Annotated in this window: 15 protein-coding genes; 5 read left to right on the plus strand and 10 right to left on the minus strand. The window is 41.6% G+C overall.

The window, feature by feature from the left end; all coding sequences use genetic code 11:
• Positions 1–16: 16 nt before the first annotated feature.
• The 3 genes from ACLOAU_RS22665 to ACLOAU_RS22675 all read right to left on the minus strand — a co-directional run bounded on the left by ACLOAU_RS22665 (position 17) and on the right by ACLOAU_RS22675 (position 2,299).
• Positions 17–466 carry a GNAT family N-acetyltransferase gene (locus ACLOAU_RS22665; RefSeq protein WP_427864190.1) on the minus strand — a complete coding sequence of 150 codons (450 nt, stop codon included), beginning with the start codon at positions 464–466 and terminating at the stop codon, positions 17–19.
• Positions 467–581: 115 nt separating this feature from the next.
• Positions 582–1,283 (minus strand): LytR/AlgR family response regulator transcription factor, encoded by a 702-nt coding sequence (locus ACLOAU_RS22670; protein ID WP_427864191.1) that lies wholly within the window; start codon positions 1,281–1,283, stop codon positions 582–584.
• The gene (locus tag ACLOAU_RS22675; RefSeq protein WP_427864192.1) at positions 1,280–2,299 is read right to left on the minus strand and encodes a sensor histidine kinase; all 1,020 of its coding nucleotides are present in this window, start codon (positions 2,297–2,299) and stop codon (positions 1,280–1,282) included. The genes ACLOAU_RS22670 and ACLOAU_RS22675 overlap by 4 nt, the downstream gene beginning before the upstream one ends.
• A gap of 194 nt (positions 2,300–2,493) precedes the next feature.
• On the opposite strand from ACLOAU_RS22675, the gene ACLOAU_RS22680 reads away from it, so the two are divergent.
• Together ACLOAU_RS22680 and ACLOAU_RS22685 are read left to right on the plus strand one after the other, a co-directional pair.
• On the plus strand, positions 2,494–3,315 hold the full coding sequence (locus ACLOAU_RS22680) for a DUF5694 domain-containing protein (protein WP_427864193.1): 822 nt from the start codon (positions 2,494–2,496) through the stop codon (positions 3,313–3,315).
• Positions 3,316–3,407: 92 nt separating this feature from the next.
• On the plus strand, positions 3,408–4,415 hold the full coding sequence (locus tag ACLOAU_RS22685) for a bestrophin family protein (protein WP_427864194.1): 1,008 nt from the start codon (positions 3,408–3,410) through the stop codon (positions 4,413–4,415).
• Between the two features lie 79 nt (positions 4,416–4,494).
• Here ACLOAU_RS22685 and ACLOAU_RS22690 read toward each other — a convergent pair whose 3' ends face one another.
• The 3 genes from ACLOAU_RS22690 to ACLOAU_RS22700 form a co-directional block, all read right to left on the minus strand.
• Positions 4,495–5,907, minus strand: a complete 1,413-nt coding sequence (locus tag ACLOAU_RS22690) for a sensor histidine kinase (RefSeq protein WP_427864195.1) — start codon at positions 5,905–5,907, stop codon at positions 4,495–4,497.
• Positions 5,908–6,168: 261 nt separating this feature from the next.
• Positions 6,169–8,145, minus strand: a complete 1,977-nt coding sequence (nagB, locus tag ACLOAU_RS22695; protein ID WP_427864312.1) for a glucosamine-6-phosphate deaminase — start codon at positions 8,143–8,145, stop codon at positions 6,169–6,171.
• Positions 8,146–9,804 (minus strand): beta-N-acetylhexosaminidase, encoded by a 1,659-nt coding sequence (locus tag ACLOAU_RS22700; RefSeq protein WP_427864196.1) that lies wholly within the window; start codon positions 9,802–9,804, stop codon positions 8,146–8,148.
• Positions 9,805–9,897: 93 nt separating this feature from the next.
• Between ACLOAU_RS22700 and ACLOAU_RS22705 the strand changes: the two genes are divergently transcribed.
• Positions 9,898–10,386, plus strand: coding sequence for a nuclear transport factor 2 family protein (locus tag ACLOAU_RS22705; RefSeq protein WP_427864197.1), 489 nt, complete (start codon positions 9,898–9,900; stop codon positions 10,384–10,386).
• 218 nt (positions 10,387–10,604) lie between these two features.
• On the opposite strand, the gene ACLOAU_RS22710 is transcribed toward ACLOAU_RS22705, so the two are convergent.
• Together ACLOAU_RS22710 and ACLOAU_RS22715 are read right to left on the minus strand one after the other, a co-directional pair.
• Entirely contained in the window at positions 10,605–11,309 is a 705-nt protein-coding gene (locus ACLOAU_RS22710; RefSeq protein ID WP_427864198.1) for a class I SAM-dependent methyltransferase, read from the minus strand.
• 77 nt (positions 11,310–11,386) lie between these two features.
• A complete protein-coding gene (locus ACLOAU_RS22715; RefSeq protein WP_427864199.1) occupies positions 11,387–11,932 on the minus strand; it encodes an NADPH-dependent FMN reductase in 546 nt (181 codons plus the stop codon).
• A 191-nt stretch (positions 11,933–12,123) separates the two neighbouring features.
• Between ACLOAU_RS22715 and ACLOAU_RS22720 the strand changes: the two genes are divergently transcribed.
• Positions 12,124–13,152 (plus strand): isoaspartyl peptidase/L-asparaginase family protein, encoded by a 1,029-nt coding sequence (locus ACLOAU_RS22720; protein WP_427864200.1) that lies wholly within the window; start codon positions 12,124–12,126, stop codon positions 13,150–13,152.
• Positions 13,153–13,223: 71 nt separating this feature from the next.
• Positions 13,224–13,961 carry a copper homeostasis protein CutC gene (locus ACLOAU_RS22725; RefSeq protein ID WP_427864201.1) on the plus strand — a complete coding sequence of 246 codons (738 nt, stop codon included), beginning with the start codon at positions 13,224–13,226 and terminating at the stop codon, positions 13,959–13,961.
• Positions 13,962–13,985: 24 nt separating this feature from the next.
• Here ACLOAU_RS22725 and ACLOAU_RS22730 read toward each other — a convergent pair whose 3' ends face one another.
• Both ACLOAU_RS22730 and ACLOAU_RS22735 read right to left on the minus strand, forming a co-directional pair.
• Complete coding sequence (locus tag ACLOAU_RS22730; RefSeq protein WP_427864202.1) at positions 13,986–16,334, minus strand: hypothetical protein; 2,349 nt, start codon at positions 16,332–16,334, stop codon at positions 13,986–13,988.
• 10 nt (positions 16,335–16,344) lie between these two features.
• A complete protein-coding gene (locus tag ACLOAU_RS22735) occupies positions 16,345–17,496 on the minus strand; it encodes a DUF4249 domain-containing protein (protein ID WP_427864203.1) in 1,152 nt (383 codons plus the stop codon).
• Position 17,497 lies beyond the last annotated feature (1 nt).

Below are 17,497 nucleotides of genomic sequence, written 5' to 3' on the forward strand. Positions count from 1 at the left end.
GCTTAAAATCTATACTCTAAGTCAGTCTCATTTCTGTTAAGATAGGTTTAAAGCCAACCTTTTCGTAAGCTTTGATTGCGCTGCTGTTTTCACTGTAAACCTGTAAACGTATTTCTGTCAAACCTTTACTCATTGTCCATTCTTTCAACGCGTCAATGATCTGGCTGTTTACCCCTCTGCCTCTGAAAGAAGGATCTACATACATAAATCCTAAAAAAGCATAAGAATCGTAATTGTTATACGGCTTTGCCTCTAAAATACGTACTGAACCACTTCCAATCAGTTGTCCGTTTTCTTCAGCCACCATAATGGCACAGTTATCCCGGTTAAGCATTTCCTTTAAATCGTAGTAGTGGAAGTGCCCGGTTTTCAATGTGACATCGAAAGGTCTTTCTGCTTCAATAATGCCCTGTTCAAATTGTAATAGTGTATTGAGATCTTCCAAACGAGCTTTTCGTATCTGCATCTTATCTAATTTAATATCCTGCAATAAAGATATTAAAGAAGACCGATGTCTGGTGGCTTTAATAGCGATCAATTTTTAGATAGACCTATTGGGTAAGGCACCGCTTGCTGTTTGGTTAAGCAGGTGGGGTAACCCAATCAACCACCACTTTCCGGTAGGTTTCGCCAATAGGTAGCCAGTTTGCATTTTGTAGTTGTACCCGATTGTTTTCTATCAGCTTAACCTGTTTAAGCGATACTATATAGGAGCGATGAATACGAATGAATTCTTTCGCGGGCAACCTGTCTAGAATATCTTTCATGTTCTCCCAAACCAGTATGGTGTTTTGCGTAGTATGTATGCGTATATAATCTTTAAGCGCTTCAATATATATAATGGTGTCCATGGCTACCTGGTGATATTGCCGGTCTGCTCTTACAAAAATGTAGCCATTGTCAGCTGTCCGCGTAAAGTTCTGCTGCCATTGTATAAACTTATTAACGCTTTGGCGGAAGCGATCAAATACTATGGGTTTTAATAAGAAATCTACTACCTGGAATTGAAAAGCATCTAATGCATACTCCTGGTATGCGGAAGTGATGATAAAATGATGCTGTTGGTTAAAATGCCGCATGAGCTCTATCCCGGTGAGTTCGGGCATCTGTATATCGAGAAATACGAGATCTATCTGTTGGCTTTTCAATACCAGCATCGCCTGGTAAACCTGGGTGCCCGCATACATCACTTCCAATTCGGGTAATTGCCGGGCGTAATCATCTATAAGCCTTACGGCTAAAGGCTCGTCATCCAGTATCAGGCATTTTATGGTTGAGCTCACTGTAAATTGATTTGGAGATGAACGATAAACTGTTGCTCCTGCCGGTTAATATCCAGTTGATACCTGTCGGGGTAATAAATTTCCAGCCGCTTACTCACATTGTCAATACCAATGCCCTGGTGACTGTCTTTTTGTTGAAGACCTATATAGTTTACAACCGAAAAGTGAATATACGAGGATGTTGCCTTTAAATGAATACAAATAGGTGTCGCTGATGATAGCAGTCCATGTTTCAGCGCATTTTCCACAAAAGGAGAGAGAATATAAGGGGGAATTAAAACTGTTGGCTCTTCTACCTGTAAGTCCCATTGTACAAAGTCTTTCGCCTCGTGGCGCAGTGATTCCAGTTCTATGTAATTCTTTATATAGTCCATTTCATCAGACAAAGGTATTTGATCTTTTTGCGATTGATAGGTAGTGAACCGCATCATATTGCTTAGCTTTTGTATTGCCGTTAATGAACCTTCTGCCTTGAAATAAACCATCGAATAAATATTATTCAGTGTATTAAAAATAAAATGGGGGTTGATCTGGGCTTTCAGGAATTTAATCTCTGTGATTTTTTGCTCCTCAGCAATAAACCGGTTATGATCCGCTAAACGGATGTTGCGGATGATTAACCAGAAAAAGGTGCTTAATATCACGGGCAGGCTGCCAAAGTAAAGGTTATCGAATGCATAGTATAAAGGCGATACGCCATCGGGGTAATTGCTTGAATGGAAGAACCAGCTCATTATTAGCTCTTCAATAAAATACCTGAATAAAATAAAGAACAGGTAGGCTACTACAAGACCAGCTATTGCTTTAAAAATATTGATCCGGTTAAATACCCGGGGCAATATAATCAGGTAATTGAAGTAAAACGCAGCTATGATCACCAGCATCCAGGTTAGCTGAAACATGCTTAGCAATATACCCTTACCGGGACTGAATAATGTGAAGTAGGCCGCAACCAACCATAATCCTATATGTAGCAGTACTTCTTTTTTAACTGATAACGAGCTTTTGTATTGCATGGTTTAATGATCTGGTCTGTAAGTGTATAAATACTGTAGCGTAAAACTACAGCGTTGACGCTTTTATTGCGAACCGGTTGGCAGAAAAAGGAGCGGGGTTTGCAGAAATAATTTTTATAACAACCTGTTTCCATCAAATTTTGCGATGACTTCCGATTAATATCGCTTTTTATTGTAAAAAAACTAATAGAGACATGAAGATCATTTACCTTACTATCCTTGTAACGCTGTTGAATGGAGTAGCCAACGCACAGTTGAAACCACTGGTACCCACCACCCAATTCGATACAGCTATAGCCGTGCTCAATATGGGCAGCTTTCACATGGGTTTTACTACGGATGTCAGCAAAACAGAATTTGATGAACATGATGTAAATAATGTAAAACAGGTACATGATATTGCCCGCAAAATAGCTGCCTTTAAGCCGACAGTTATATTAGTGGAAACTACTCCCGGCTTTAATGAACGGTTGCAGGCAGAATATCAGCAATACCTCAAAACACCCGGCATGAAGTTTAGTAATCCATCGGAAATAGAGTTACTGGCTTATGAAATTGGCCGGTTAAGTAAAACCAGCCGTATTTATGGTGTCGATTATAAAGAAGGGTATGATTACATGATCGGAAATAGAGTGGCGAATAGTCCGGATGCTAAAACAGCGAGGGCTTATATGCAAATGGTTAATAACTATGAAAAGCTATATCCTGAAGATAAGATGGCGGTATTAGATAACCTCAGAATTTGTAATCATCCTCAATACCTGGATATGCTGATGAATGTCAATGCTGATATGCTGACACATATATCATCTCCGGGAAAATGGGAGGGTGCGGATGAAGCAGCTAAATTTTATCATCGCAACCTGGTAATGTATTCCAATATTAACCAGGTGCCGCTTACTAAAAATGACCGGGTATTTATATTAATGGGCGCTACTCACACAGCATTTTTTAATATGTGGTTTCAGCGCAGTCCTAAATATAAGCTCGTAAATGTTTTTGATTATTTGAAATAACGCCTTTTAGACACAGATTTATCACAGGTATTTTGATTCGTTGATTTGAACCCTCTATTTTTGGTGTTTCGTACCAATAAAAAGAAACTAATATGCACGCAGGCAGACGATTTACACCGGTAGAGTTTATGAAATGGACTATCAGGGACACTTATTGGATGTTGTTCCTGGCCACGGTTCCCACCTTATTGTACTTCCTGGGTTTAAAATTTCTGACATTGCCCTGGCAGCCCACGGCCATTGTGGGCACGGCAGTTGCATTTATTGTAGGTTTTAAAAACAACGCCAGTTATAACAGGCTATGGGAAGCACGCCAGATCTACGGGGCTATTATTAATGATAGTCGGAGCTTTGCTTATACACTTCGCGATGCATTGGGTGGCAAGCAATCCATTGTTGTGAAACGGATGTTTTACAGGCATTTTGGCTGGCTTACAGCCTTACGTTTCCAATTACGGGAGCCAAGAGTTTGGGAAAATATGAGCGATAAACGGAATGAAAATTTCAGATCATCGCATTACGAAATACCGGAAACATTAACCAAGGTTGATATAGAGCTGGCGAAATACCTGGGCCAGGATGAATTAAGCTATATTCTTTCCAAAAAGAACCGCGCTACGCAATTAACCGCCTTACAATCGGAGGAGTTAGCCGCTTTAAGAAAAGATGGCATGATCAACGATTTTCAATGGACGCAGCTACAGCAGGGCCTGATGAAGTTTACCGATAACCAGGGAAAGGCTGAGCGGATAAAAAACTTCCCTTATCCCCGTAATTTTTCATCTATAGCTACCTACCTGCTTTTCATATTTATTATTTTAGTACCCTTTGCATTGCTTCGGGAATTTGATAAACTGGGTGATGGTACTTTTTTAGAGGGATATTCCATTTGGTTGAATATTCCTTTCTCAGCAGCTATTACCTGGGCTTTTCATACACTGGATACGGTGGGCGAAAGCTCGGTGAACCCGTTCGAAGGAAGCGCAAATGATGTGCCCATCACACAAATCAGCCGTACCATAGAAATAGATATGCGCGATATGCTGGATGAAGCCAACCTGCCGCCGGCTATTGTTCCGAAGAATAATATTGTGCTGTAATGCCTGACGTGAGAGGGGAATGGCGATGGTATCAAAACGGTATGATCATAATTATCAGTTTCAGTGTATTAGCCATTATCTATGATTTTAAACTATCATTATCAGCACTTAATCCCGCTAATTCAATCGGGTTTGTTACAGCTACCGGTATCGTTAAAGTGAACGTGCAGCCTGAGCCGGGTTCACAGTATATTAAAATATCTCCTCCATTTTTTACAGCAAATTCGCGGCTGATTTTTAATCCCATGCCCGTTCCTTTTTCATTGGAAGTGCCCCTTTGAGAGGTTACATCTGCTTCATTAAACAATTTTTCTATAAGATCTTTCTTCATGCCAATACCCTTATCAATAACAGAGAAATGGATAAGTGAATCTTTATGTTCTACGAGCAGGTCAATCTCGTTGCCTGCATAACTGAATTTTATTGCATTGGAAATCAGATTGCGCATAACCAGCTTGATATGGTCGGGGTCGGCATATATTGTTGCATCAGTTTCAATACTGATGTTGACATTAATGTTTTTATTGGCCAGGTTATATTGCAATAATCCAATAGTATCAGCTATCAGGGGTTCTATCATTATTTTTTGCGGCTGCAGTTCCATACCTGTCATTTGGCGGTTGCTCCATTTTAATAAGTTGTCCATGCTGTCCTGTAGCTCGTTCAATTGTGATGAGAGTTCGTGCGAAAGCTCGGTAAAAGTTTCTCTTGACAATGCTTTTTCGTTGAGCAGATCCAATGAGGTTTTCAATCCGGCAATTGGACTACGTACATCGTGCGCCAGTATAGAGAATAGCTTTTCTTTGGTGCTGTTTAGTACAGCCAGCTTGCGATTGCTGATTTCCAGTTCTTCGGTTTGTTCAATGAGCCTGGCTTGCTGCTGCCGGAGTTGATGATTCCGCTCTTCAATATTTGCGAGGTACAAACGATTTATTTTTCCGGAATACCTGAAAAAAACGAGGTAAAACATTACCAATAATACCAGGTTAATGAAATAAATATTACCCGGTGTTGGTGTATAAAACTCGGCTGACCGCTTTATGAGCACAAGAAATATAACACAGTTGATGATAGATAAAGTCCGTAAAAACCAGGTCCCTTTCATAATGGTAGCCATTAGCGCTGTCAACAGCAACAGGTAAAATTCCATGCCGTCGTGATAAAGTAAACTGGTGCTGGTAAAAACAAAAGTTAATGCGATGCTAACGGCGACTTGACCAAAATAGTAACGTTTTTTGTAGTTGGCAATGATAATAGTTCCTGTGGATAGCATGGTCACCACATTAAGCAGGCCCAATGTAACGCGATCATTAGAAAAGTGAATGATGACAAAAGTAGTTGATATGAGAAGGCCCATCATTGCCATTACATTCAGAATCCTTACTCTTCTGGCCTCCTCAAAACTAAGTTCAGGAGTCAATCCTATATTAACAATATTATTGAACCATTGCCGGGTACGGGCATATTTTTTTAGATATTGCTTTTTGCGCATTGTTTAGTCTGAGGTTTAGGAGGAGATACAAGAACGGCTTATAACCGCTTTAAATGAATCTCAAGCTTGCTTTGGCAAATAAAAGTATTCATTTTCAATAGCGCGGCCAATTTTTAGTCAGATTATCAGTTTTAATAATTGATCCACATATAGACACAAGGATGAATAGTACTTCAGGATGCGGGAAACAAAAAATGCCGCAGATTACTGCGACATTTAATGATATCAGAACGCCAACTTAGGGTTGAGCATTTTATAATTTTAGTATTGCCATCTTACAAAAGCTTCCATAGCTGCATAGTGGGTGAGACCGAGGTCAGCATAGATCTTTGCAGTAGCGGCATTTCTTTCTTCGGCTCTTTGCCAGAACTCCCGGTCATCACTCCCCTGGAAGGGTACACTGTCTTTTTGCGACTGGTGTATAAAAATGCCAAAGCGTTTTTTAAGCACCTGTGCCGGGCTCATAGGTATGGCCATTTCAATATCTTCAATATCCCATTCCTGCCAGGCGCCTTTGTACAACCACAGCCAGCAATCATTGATCCATGCATCGCCATCGGCTTTAATACGCTGCAATGCTTTCAACACGGCGTTAAAACATACCAGGTGGGTACCATGTGGGTCGGCAAAATCTCCTGCACAAAATATTTGTTGCGGTTGTACTTCCCTTAGCAATTGTATGGTCAGTTCCACATCTTCTTCACCCAAAGGTTTCTTTTCAATAGTACCGGTTTCATAAAAAGGCAGGTTTTGAAAATGTACATTATTAGGATCAATACCTACATAGTTACAGGTGGCTTTAGCCTCGCCGCGGCGGATCAATCCTTTTAAAGCCCGGATAGTGGGAGAGTCAACCTGTCCGGGTTTTTTACCGGAGATATAAGCCCTCGCTTCACTTAAGATCTGTCCGGGTTTATCAGAGTTGATATCGGCGATCTCGTTAAATCCAACCGCAAAATCCAGGAAGCGGGTCACAAACTCATCTGTAACAGCAATATTGCCCGAGGTTTGATAAGCCACATGCACTTCATGTCCCTGGTCGTGCAGGCGCTGAAAAGTACCACCCATACTAATGATGTCATCATCAGGGTGGGGGGAGAAGATGATGCATTTTTTTGGGTAAGGCTCCGATCTTTCGGGGTGTGCCGGTATTACCGCATTGGGCTTGCCACCTGGCCAGCCGGTAATGCTGTCGCGCAGCATATAATACACTTCGAGGTTGATCTCGTAAGCATCGCCTTTTTCCACCAGCAGGTCGCTGAGGCCATTGTCATTATAATCCTCGTTGGTGAGGCTCAACACAGTTTTACCCAGTTGCAAAGCCATATTCACCACAGCTTTTTTAATATTCTTAGGCGTCCATTCGCAATCGCCGGTGAGCCAGGGCGACTTAATCCGGGTTAGACCCGAAGCTGCTGCTTCATCCAGTACAAAACTTACATTATCGTGGTTTTGCAGGAAGGAAGCCGGAACGATCTCAGAATCTTCGTCTTCCACAGCTTTTTTAACCGCTATCGCTTTGGCCGGTCCCCAGGCCATCAGAATGATCTGTCTGGATTTCATAATGGTGCTGATGCCCATGGTAATGGCCATACGGGGCACTTCAGAAATATTGGCAAACTCGTAGGCATTGGCCAAACGGGTGCTGTTGGTAAGGTTTACCAGGCGGGTACGGGTGTAAATACCTGAGCCAGGTTCGTTGAAACCGATATGGCCGTTATTACCAATACCCAATATCTGCAGGTCGATACCGCCGGCTGCTTCAATTTTCTTTTCATAATCTGCACAGGCAACCTTGATGTCTTCTTTTTTTATTTCACCATTGGGGATGTTGATATTCTCTGGTTTAATATCTACATGATCAAAGAGGTGGTTATGCATAAAGCGGTTGTAGCTTTGCGGTGCTTCCTTGCTGATGGGATAGTACTCATCGAGGTTAAAGGAGATCACATTGCTGAAGCTCAGTCCTTCTTCTTTATGCATGCGTACCAGCTCTGCATACAGTGTTTTAGGGCTGGAGCCTGTAGCGAGGCCCAGTACGCAGTTCTGTCCCTGCTGCTGTTTTTGGCGGATGAGGTTGGCAATAGTTTGTGCAATTACCTTTGAACCACTTTTTACATCAGCCTGGATATTGACACTGATCTTTTCAAGACTATCGATATAATTGCCTGAAGTTTGTTGTTTACTCATTGCTTGGGTTTGTTTGATTGGAGTAGCCGTATTGATTAAATGAATAATTTATTGATTTTTTCCGAAATAATTAGTTCCCCAAAGGTTATACCGTTTTTTCTGAAATTCTAAGCGTTTGCTAAAGTCATCCCAGTTTTTCTGCTCCTGGGGTGTCCACAACACTTCACTCACTGCAGCCACACGTGGAAATATCATATATTCAACTTTGGATGAATTATTGATATATTCAGTCCAGAGGTTGGCCTGTCCTCCCCGCACATATTTTTTTTCGTCTGCCGACAATGCATCGGGGAAGATCTTCCAGCTATATACTTTTTCGATTGGCAGGAAACCTCTATTATCACTAATTGTAACAGAATCTTCTTTTTTTGCCTGCTGATAGTCGATGTAAGCGTAGGTAGTAGGCGTCATTATTACATTATGACGCTCTTTTGCAGCCTCAATGCCACCTGCTTCGCCACGCCAGCTCATCACCCATGCATTAGGTGCAAGGCCGCCTTCCAGTATTTCGTCCCAGCCCAGCAAGGTTTTGCCCTTGGCGTTTAAATATTTTTCCATACGTTGTACAAAATAGCTTTGCAGGTAATGCTCTGCTTTATGCTTATCGTCGCCTTTAATATTAAGCTCTTTTATTCTTTTTTGACAATTAGGACAATTTTGCCAATTGGTTTTAGGTGCTTCGTCTCCTCCTATATGTACAATTTTGGAAGGGAATAAAGGTAAAACTTCGTTTAGCACATCCTCTAAGAATTTAAATGTTGATTCTTTTCCGGCGCAAAAGATATCATCATATACTCCCCAACTTTGCATTACTACTTTACCGGTGGTATCTCCTGCCCAGTTAGCTGGTTTATTACCTGCTTTTTTAAAGAAGTAATAGGTAGGCTTTTCGGGAAAACAGCTCAGGTGCGGGTAGGCTGCAATGGCCGCACTGCCATGCCCGGGCATTTCAATTTCAGGCACCACTGTTATAAACCGGTCTGCAGCATATTTAACAATTTCCTTCACCTGCTCCTGTGTGTAAAAACCGCCATACCTTTCGTTTGTATTGCCAGTGCCAGGATATCTGCCGATGATAGTGCCATTACGGTAGGCTCCTACTTGTGTTAATTTAGGATACTTTTTTATTTCGATGCGCCATCCCTGGTCCTCGGTAAGGTGCCAGTGGAAATAGTTCATTTTATGCAAAGCGATATAATCGATGTATTTTTTAATAAAACTTAACGGAAACACGTGCCTGCCTACATCCAGCATCAGGCCCCGGTATTGTACTGTAGGCGCATCGGTGATGCTTACCACGGGAACTGACAGTGTGTTGCTTTTTTCGGTTGGTAGTAACTGAATAAGCGATTGTATGCCGTAAAAAGCACCTGGAGCTGTAAGGCCGGTTACAGCCACTGCACTTTTATTAATATTTAAAGTATAACCGTCTTTAGCGCCATTGCCGGATTTGATAATAATACCTGTCGTTCCTTTAGATTTTACAGGTAAGGTAAAGCCATAGCAATTTTTAAGATATTCATTTAAAAAGTTTGCAGATTTTAATTCATCTTTGGTTTGAGCAATGATGGCTGTCTTTGCAGTAAGTGTAAAAAAACCTTCTTTTTCAGTAATACTGGCGGGTTGAGGGATGATGTTTACTTTTTGTGCAGTAACCAAGGCACAGGTCGCGAGCAACAACAGTGTGAAAGAAAACGATTTAAGCATAGCAAGATTGTTTAAGAAGGTGCCAAGATAAGTAATTTTACAAGAGCTGATAACGCAAACACAGTGCAAACGATTGCCTTTTAAAAAGTATTTATGACAAATAAACAAATAGTAGAAAGGTTTTATGAAGCCTTTAGTCGAAGGGATTTTGAAACAATGAATAGCTGTTATGCAGACGATATTGTATTCAGCGATCCTGTGTTTGGTTTTTTAAAGGGCGATGAAGTGCGGGCTATGTGGAAAATGCTTTGCACTAACGCGAAGGACTTTATGTTGACTTTTGATGAAATAACAGAGATTGACCAGGAATACCTGACCTGCAAATGGGTAGCTTCCTATACTTTTTCCGGTACAGGCAGAAAGATTGTGAATCGTGCAAAGGGTTTTATGAGAATTAATGATGGCCTTATTGTAGAGCACAGTGATGGTTTTCGTTTAAGCACCTGGCTGGCCCAGGCATTTGGTGTTACAGGAAAGTTATTTGGCTGGACAAATTTTATGAAACGGAAAGTGCAAAACAGGGCAAGGAAAAATTTGGGGATTTTTATGGATGAGGAAGAGAAGCTAATAGGGAATAGGTAGGGATGAGAAGGAAGGAAATGTTTGATGTTTGTTGTTTAAAGTTTATGGCCCTGCGCCTTCGTTTCTCTGCGAGCTCTGCGCGAAACAAGGCTAATGGAGGATTAGCTAGTGGTGAGTGAGAAAAATGTTCAACACTCAATTTTCGATGCTCAATCTGCAATAGATGCGGCGACTTAATTTCTTTGCTCACTTAGCATGAAACAAAAAATCTGCTACGCTTATTTAATCCCCCCAAATGCTGCGAAGCAAAGATTTTTATGTAATATTTCTGTTGTAATAAATCCTACTTCTTTCATAAGGCCTAATTGATAGGTTACTGAACGGGGTGAATCTTCTTTAGCGATATAATCGAGTACTTTCTGACGGTATTCTTTTCCGCCAAGGTTTTCGAGGTAGTCGCCGTATTTGCTCCAGATATAATCATCCAGTCGCTGGTCGTCCTGGGTTACCAGGTCGCTGATCATTAAGCAACCGCCTGGTTTCAATAAACTATACAACTTGCTAAAGGTAGTTTGCCAGTCTTCATCATCCCGCAGGTGATGTAATACAGCGCCTGCTAAAATTATATCAAAACCATTTTGAGGGAGGGGAAGCTCACGGATATCACCCTGGTGGGTTTCCACACCTCCGGCAGTTTGTACAGACACTCTTTCGAGCGCCTTATTGAGCATAGGCTGGCTCAGATCAACCAATGTACAATGCAGGCCGGGCAATTTGGAAAGCATTTTCAACGAATAGTTGCCTGCGCCGCAACCAATATCCAGTAAATGTGTTGCTTGTGGCACAATGTTTTTAGCTGCTTCGGTAATCAACTCCAGCGAAATAGTGGCATCAATAGTAGACTGCTGGCCGGTTTCCAGGTTGGCAAATCTTTCCACGTCATTGTCAAAGCGTTCGCGTATTTCCGCTATTGTTGATTTCATAAATGCTTTCCTTTTAAAAGATAGGATAAATAGAACAGTGCTCCCGGTAATTCCGGGAGTCATTCTTTTCTAATAATCTATTTAGAGGCAATCTTTTCTGCCAGCCAAAGATATTCAGATGCGAAATTGTGAATACTTTTTTCAAAAGCAGGATCAATTAGATCGCCGTTTTCATCAATTTTTTTATCTATTGTGGGTATTACTAATAACTGCGGACAAACCACCGTAAACAGCCCAGCGCCTAGTAAAATCAGCTGTTGCGCTGCTCTCATGCCTCCAAATCCACCGTTTGAGGCGGTAACAACGCCCAGTGTTTTGTGCAATTGTTTAGGAAAATGGTCCACCATATTTTTTAAGGAAGGAGAGTAGCTGCCATTGTATTCGGGCGTAACGAAAATGAAAGCATCTGCTTTAAATATTCGCTCAAACAATGGTTTCCATGGAACGGGCGTATTGTCAATAGAATTGAACACTTTCTCTACCCAGGGTAACTGGTGTTCACGGCAATCAATAATGCCAACGTTATGTTGGGTGTTTTTTTGAAACCATTTCTGCACCGCATAGGCTGCTCTTATGGTTAAGCTCTGTTGCCGGGGACTACCGGATATTATTTCAATGTTCATTAAATCAAAGTTTAAAAAATAACAGCGAAGTAAAGCAATTGTTGGCATACCTGAGCGGGTAAACAAGGATACATATTCCCGGAGGAATGGTCTATTGTGTATAAGAGGTTCAAATAATTTAAAAAGTTACCGGAAGCGCTTAGAGATATTTAGGATCATTAATTCTTATTTTCGATTTTAAAATTTGCTCTATGATGAATCGCAAGCGTTTTTTACAGTTAGGAGCCTTAACCGGGGCGGCAGCATCGATATGGGGAAAGAAGGCTTATGCTCAGCAAACAAGCAAGGTGAGCGGCCCGGTGGTAATATCTACCTGGGATGCAGGATTGAGGGCTAATAAAGGAGCCTGGGAGGTATTGGGTAAGGGGGGCGCTGCCCTTGATGCGGTAGAAAAGGGTGTGATGGTTACTGAAAATGAGATTAATTGTTGTGTGGGTCTGGGAGCTAATCCTGATAGGGATGGCTTTGTAACGCTGGATGCCTGTATTATGGACCATCGTTTTAATTGCGGTAGCGTGGCCTTCCTGGAAAGAATTAAACATCCCATTTCAGTAGCGAGGCGTGTGATGGAAAAAACGCCCCATGTAATGCTGGTAGGTAGTGGCGCACAACAATTTGCTCTAGCTGAAGGCTTTCCTTTGGAGCCGGCAGCGCTTTCACCTGATGCCCAAAAAACCTACCAGGAATGGTTGAAAAATGCCAAATATGAGCCGCAGATCAACAGGGAAAATAAGGAGAACAAAGATCATGGTCCCTTTGCACCTTCGCAGATCAACGGCGAGTGGAATCATGATACCATTGGAATGGTGGCATTAGATGGAAATGGCAATCTCGGCGGTAGTTGTACTACCAGCGGCATGGGTTTTAAAATGCGTGGGCGCCTGGGAGATTCGCCGATTATTGGCGCGGGGCTTTACGTCGACGGAGAGGTGGGGGCTTGTACTGCAACCGGCCAGGGAGAAGATGTGATACGGGTAGCGGGATCGCATAGCGTGGTCGAAATGATGCGTCAGGGATACGGCCCTGAAATGGCCTGCCAAAAGGTTATTGAGCGCATCGTTAAAATAAAGGGAGCTGATGTACATAAAATACAGGTAGCTTTCCTTGCTATTAATAAGCATGGTGTGGTGGGCTCTTTCGCCATACATAAAGGGTTTAGCTATGCATTGAAAACAAATACTGTGGAGAAGCTGGTGGAGGCGAATAGTTGGTTTAAGTAAGAGAGTGGAAAATAGTGAATAGAGAATGGGCCGGAATAATGGTGCAGTTAATAATTTTATAAGCGAATTATATGGAAGGGTATATATTAGAAATTGCTACATCAGATTTTGAATCTGCCAGGAGCGCGGTTGCCGGTGGTGCTGACCGGATAGAGCTTTGCGCTAACCTGGGAGAAGGGGGAACTACCCAATCTTATGGAGTTATAAAGAGATGCAGGGAAAGTTTTGATGTGAAGATCTATCCCATTATCAGGGTGCGGGGCGGCGATTTCTTTTATACAGAAGAGGAATTTGAATGCATGCTATATGATGCGTTGCAATGTAAAGAGCTGGGATGTGATGGTGTCGTAATTGGTTTTTTGAACCGGGATGCATCTGTCGATGTAAAAAGAACGGCACAATTAGTTAAGGCTGTATACCCGATGGGTGTTACATTTCATCGTGCATTTGATAGGTGTAAAGCGCCATTTGAAGCATTGGAGCAATTAGTAAACATTGGTTGCGAAAGGATTTTAACCAGTGGACAGGAGCTTACAGCTCCCGAAGGTGCAGGCTTAATAGCAGAACTGAATATGGCTGCCAACGGACGCATTAGTATAATGCCCGGAAGTGGCGTGCGGGCTAACAATCTTGCCGCTTTAGCCGCCCAAACAAAATGTCACGAATTTCATACATCCCTGCGTGAACTGAAGAAAAGCAATATGACCTTTTTCCCACCCGCTTTTGAAAACAATAATGAAAATGATCATTATAGCATCAATAAAGAAGCGGTAAGGGTAATGAAAAAAACTTTGAGTACACTTTCCTAAACGAATGAACCCGGAGCCTGCTTCTTATTTTACTTCGAAAGTGTTTTCTCCGTAGTAAGGAATACCTTCTTTTGAAATTCCCTGTATAACTACTTTATATTTTCCGGTTATATCAGAGGTGGAGTAGTTTAGTGTATTGACTTGCCCTTTTTGTAGTGCTAATGACGGTTGCCATAATAATGTAGTCCGGTAATCGGGTATGCGTATATTGCCTTTATGCCTGGAATAATCGGGGAGATAGAATTCCCTTTGGATCTGTAGCCCTTCGTAATCGATCGCTATAGCAGCGGGATCGAGCTCAAAGCCGTCAAACTTTGAGTTATAAGTTTCGAAGCTTGCAATACCCGAGAAGGCGACGGATCCGAAAATATATCTTCTGGGAATCACTTCCAGCTTTTTTACCTTGTAAGGATTATAAGAAAAAATTTTATTATAATCGAAAAGAGGAACACCATCCAGCAACACCAAAAAGCCGTCACTGTAAATGGTTTGGTACTTCTCATCGAAGAAGCTCATGCGTAATTGCCCTCCTTTTGCTAATACATTAATAGGGGTTACATATTCTCTCAAAACTTCTTCCATAGTAGAAAACCTCTTGTAGTCATCCAGATTATATTTAAATTCTGCTTTACCATAAAAAGGAAGTGTGTCGGCAATTGCCGGTGCATGAAACCTTCTTAATTGATCTTTATGATAAATATGTGTAGCCTGCATCGCAACACTGCGTTTTAGGAGAATAGCGCTGTCTGCTTCCTGTAAATACAAGGGAGGCTGTGTAAATGAGCGTTCCGTAGCGCTGTCGGCAAACGGATTGATAATCTCAATGATGTAGTTAGGTTTTGCGTTAACTGTTAGGGGGATTGGCGTAACAAAAATATCCCCCGGGCCATAGTATCCATTTACAATAAAACGAACAATGCCGGTTGAGTCACTGGTTCCAAAGTATAGGCCATAGGGTACTGACGGCACGCTTAGCAAACAGGGTGCACCAGGTACAGGGGCTTTACTCCAGCTGTCCTTCACCCGGGCGCTGATAATGTGCCCATCAAATTCGGTAACAGCCGGGGGGGATGTATCCCGGTTTCTGAATTGGCGCCAGCCGTGAGTAAGCATCAGATTGTCGATGTAATTATGTTGCATGGCTTCCGGCGTAAAGTAAAATTGCGGATCTTCTATTGTTCCCTGCAGGTGGCGCGTTAGTGAAAGATAAATCCACATAGGTTCTTCCTTACAGTCACCGGTTTCTTTAAAAACAGATACAGACGCGTCAATACTGCTTTCCCCTCCGCTAATTGCAAGCGTTGTATTTTCGCGGCTGTCGTATACCGGCTTATTCGAGGTGATGGTTAATGTTTTTTTATCAGGAAGCAAAGGTATAAATACTAATCGCTCGCATAAAGGCTGAAAATGCTCATTAAATAAAGTAAAATAAACGACACCTGTTCCCAGAGCCGCTTTGTCTATATTGATAATATCTTCCGATATTCCCTCCTGTATTGCTTTTACAACTTTATTGGCTTGTCCGTCGTGTGCAATAAGATAGAGTTTCTCAGGCGTTTTATTTTTTGATTGTATTTTAATGCTATAGCTACTATTGCTCCCTGTTACGCCTAAATGATATCCTGACGGCTGCGCATTAGGTAAAGTGATATTAGCAATAGCTTTACCCTGGATAAATATCGTTGCCGAATATTTTTTACCGGTAAGCGGGGTGAAGTTAAATTGGCCTAAGCCAAACTTTTCAGTAAAAAAGTTGGTAACAGTATCTTTACCATCTGCCAATACAAAACCTTTAACCTCAATTCCTTTCATAGTCGCAGGATCTAAGGCCTGTACGCCTATTCTGGAAGTAGTATTTTGTATCAATGGACCGCCTTCAGGAAAAAACTGTAGTAGTATTTCCGGCTTTTCCAGAGTTGGCTGCAAAGGTGCGTTTAAAGTGTTGGTAATTAGAATTCTTTTTTTGAAAAAAGATGGAGGCCCAACATTTTTCATATCTGTGGTATAGGCTACCAGTGTATATACTCCCGTAGCAAGGTCGGTTGGTAGGTAAAAGTTTCCTCCAGTCGAAGCATCTTTTAGTGCAATTTTACTTTGTAATACAGGAGTACCCTGACCATTTATTAGCTCAGCATAAATAATATGATTATAGTTATGAGTCGAATCAGGAGCTTCTTTAATAAGATAAGGACGAAACCAGAGTATTTCTCCTGCGATATAGTCGTTTTTGTCTGTATGTACAAAAACCTTTTCACTGGTCAGTAATTTAGGTAATACAGGCTGTTGGGATAATAACTGTGTTATGCCCAGGCACAACAGGCTGATCAGAAAAAAGCCAATGCGAATCATACTATTTCTTGTACTTAACTGCATTCTTAATAAATTAGTTGGGCCAAAATGACGGTCGTAGTGTATTACCTCCTCTAGATCTGCAATCAACACAGGCAGGCACTCCACCCAGGTAGTCCACGATATTGGAGTTTTCGCGGGGTTGAATGCTGATAGGTATCAGAGCGTTCGAGCTAAAATAGTAATCTACGCTATCAGGCGGTACTACCTGAGGAGGCAGACACTGATTAGAAAAGCCCCAGTTTGCAGGTCTCCGTATAAAAACTCTTTTCCTTTCCACCGTCGTCGCCGAAACATATCCAATAACGATTTCGGCGGGATGGGTTATGCATTTAATATTGCCGCGTATTTCCGAAGGTAAAGGGTCGAAAACAGTCCCAATCGATTCTGTATTTTTTTTCATCAGATCGAAGAATTCATAAGCTTTTTTATCCATGCTGTATTGACGTAACATCATGCTATATAGCACCGAAAGCTTTTCATCTGCGTTAGGGATTAACTGAATCGGTTTTTCATGAATGATATCGGCCGTTAGCTTGGCCGAACTGGCGAATAACAGGTTATTGGAAATTCCGTATCTCCAACAACGATTAATTTGCTCACCAGGAAATATCCTGTCCCTAATGGAAGGAGGTGGATTTACATTTTTGTCATAAATAATGACAGACGTATAAAGACTGTTAATTTCCCATGTTTCATCAAAGTCCCAACGGTAGTAAGTAGTGTTATTAGCAGGGTCGTGCGTATTAACATAAATATTAATTCCTTTATCCGTAGCATTAAAGCCAATGCTATCGATGGGAGGTGTTTTTTTTACCTTTACAAAATCGGACAGGTACTCTTTTCCGTCACCGGTTTTAATTCGAAGGCGGTATTCTATATTTTGCATGAGACTCAGGCCTGCATGATGATAAATTCCCTGAGCAGTCATTGCCAGTGTCTGAATGGTGTTATCATTGCCTTCTACCGTTACAAGCGCGCTCTGCTCCAGCGGTTTCCTGCCTGCAGACTCGATAGGATAGGTTCTGGATATATAAATATTGGTTGGCTCATTGCCAGCGTTCAGTATACCTTCTACTACAAGATACCCGTTGTCCGTAGTTTTATATTCGGGGAAATACCTGTCCTTACAGGATCCAATCAAAAAGAACAGTATTATCAGGCCATATAACAATTGTTTACTCATA

The organism is Paraniabella aurantiaca (genome assembly GCF_050309965.1).
In the GTDB taxonomy this organism is placed as follows: Bacteria; Bacteroidota; Bacteroidia; order Chitinophagales; family Chitinophagaceae; genus Niabella.

Coding starts and splice junctions, on each gene's coding strand:
- ACLOAU_RS22665 (WP_427864190.1), bottom strand. CDS start 466: ATGCAGATACGAAAAGCTCGTTTGGAAGATCTCAATACACTATTACAA.
- ACLOAU_RS22675 (WP_427864192.1), bottom strand. CDS start 2,299: ATGCAATACAAAAGCTCGTTATCAGTTAAAAAAGAAGTACTGCTACAT.
- ACLOAU_RS22680 (WP_427864193.1), top strand. CDS start 2,494: ATGAAGATCATTTACCTTACTATCCTTGTAACGCTGTTGAATGGAGTA.
- ACLOAU_RS22685 (WP_427864194.1), top strand. CDS start 3,408: ATGCACGCAGGCAGACGATTTACACCGGTAGAGTTTATGAAATGGACT.
- ACLOAU_RS22690 (WP_427864195.1), bottom strand. CDS start 5,907: ATGCGCAAAAAGCAATATCTAAAAAAATATGCCCGTACCCGGCAATGG.
- ACLOAU_RS22700 (WP_427864196.1), bottom strand. CDS start 9,804: ATGCTTAAATCGTTTTCTTTCACACTGTTGTTGCTCGCGACCTGTGCC.
- ACLOAU_RS22705 (WP_427864197.1), top strand. CDS start 9,898: ATGACAAATAAACAAATAGTAGAAAGGTTTTATGAAGCCTTTAGTCGA.
- ACLOAU_RS22710 (WP_427864198.1), bottom strand. CDS start 11,309: ATGAAATCAACAATAGCGGAAATACGCGAACGCTTTGACAATGACGTG.
- ACLOAU_RS22715 (WP_427864199.1), bottom strand. CDS start 11,932: ATGAACATTGAAATAATATCCGGTAGTCCCCGGCAACAGAGCTTAACC.
- ACLOAU_RS22720 (WP_427864200.1), top strand. CDS start 12,124: ATGATGAATCGCAAGCGTTTTTTACAGTTAGGAGCCTTAACCGGGGCG.
- ACLOAU_RS22725 (WP_427864201.1), top strand. CDS start 13,224: ATGGAAGGGTATATATTAGAAATTGCTACATCAGATTTTGAATCTGCC.
- ACLOAU_RS22730 (WP_427864202.1), bottom strand. CDS start 16,334: ATGCAGTTAAGTACAAGAAATAGTATGATTCGCATTGGCTTTTTTCTG.
- ACLOAU_RS22735 (WP_427864203.1), bottom strand. CDS start 17,496: ATGAGTAAACAATTGTTATATGGCCTGATAATACTGTTCTTTTTGATT.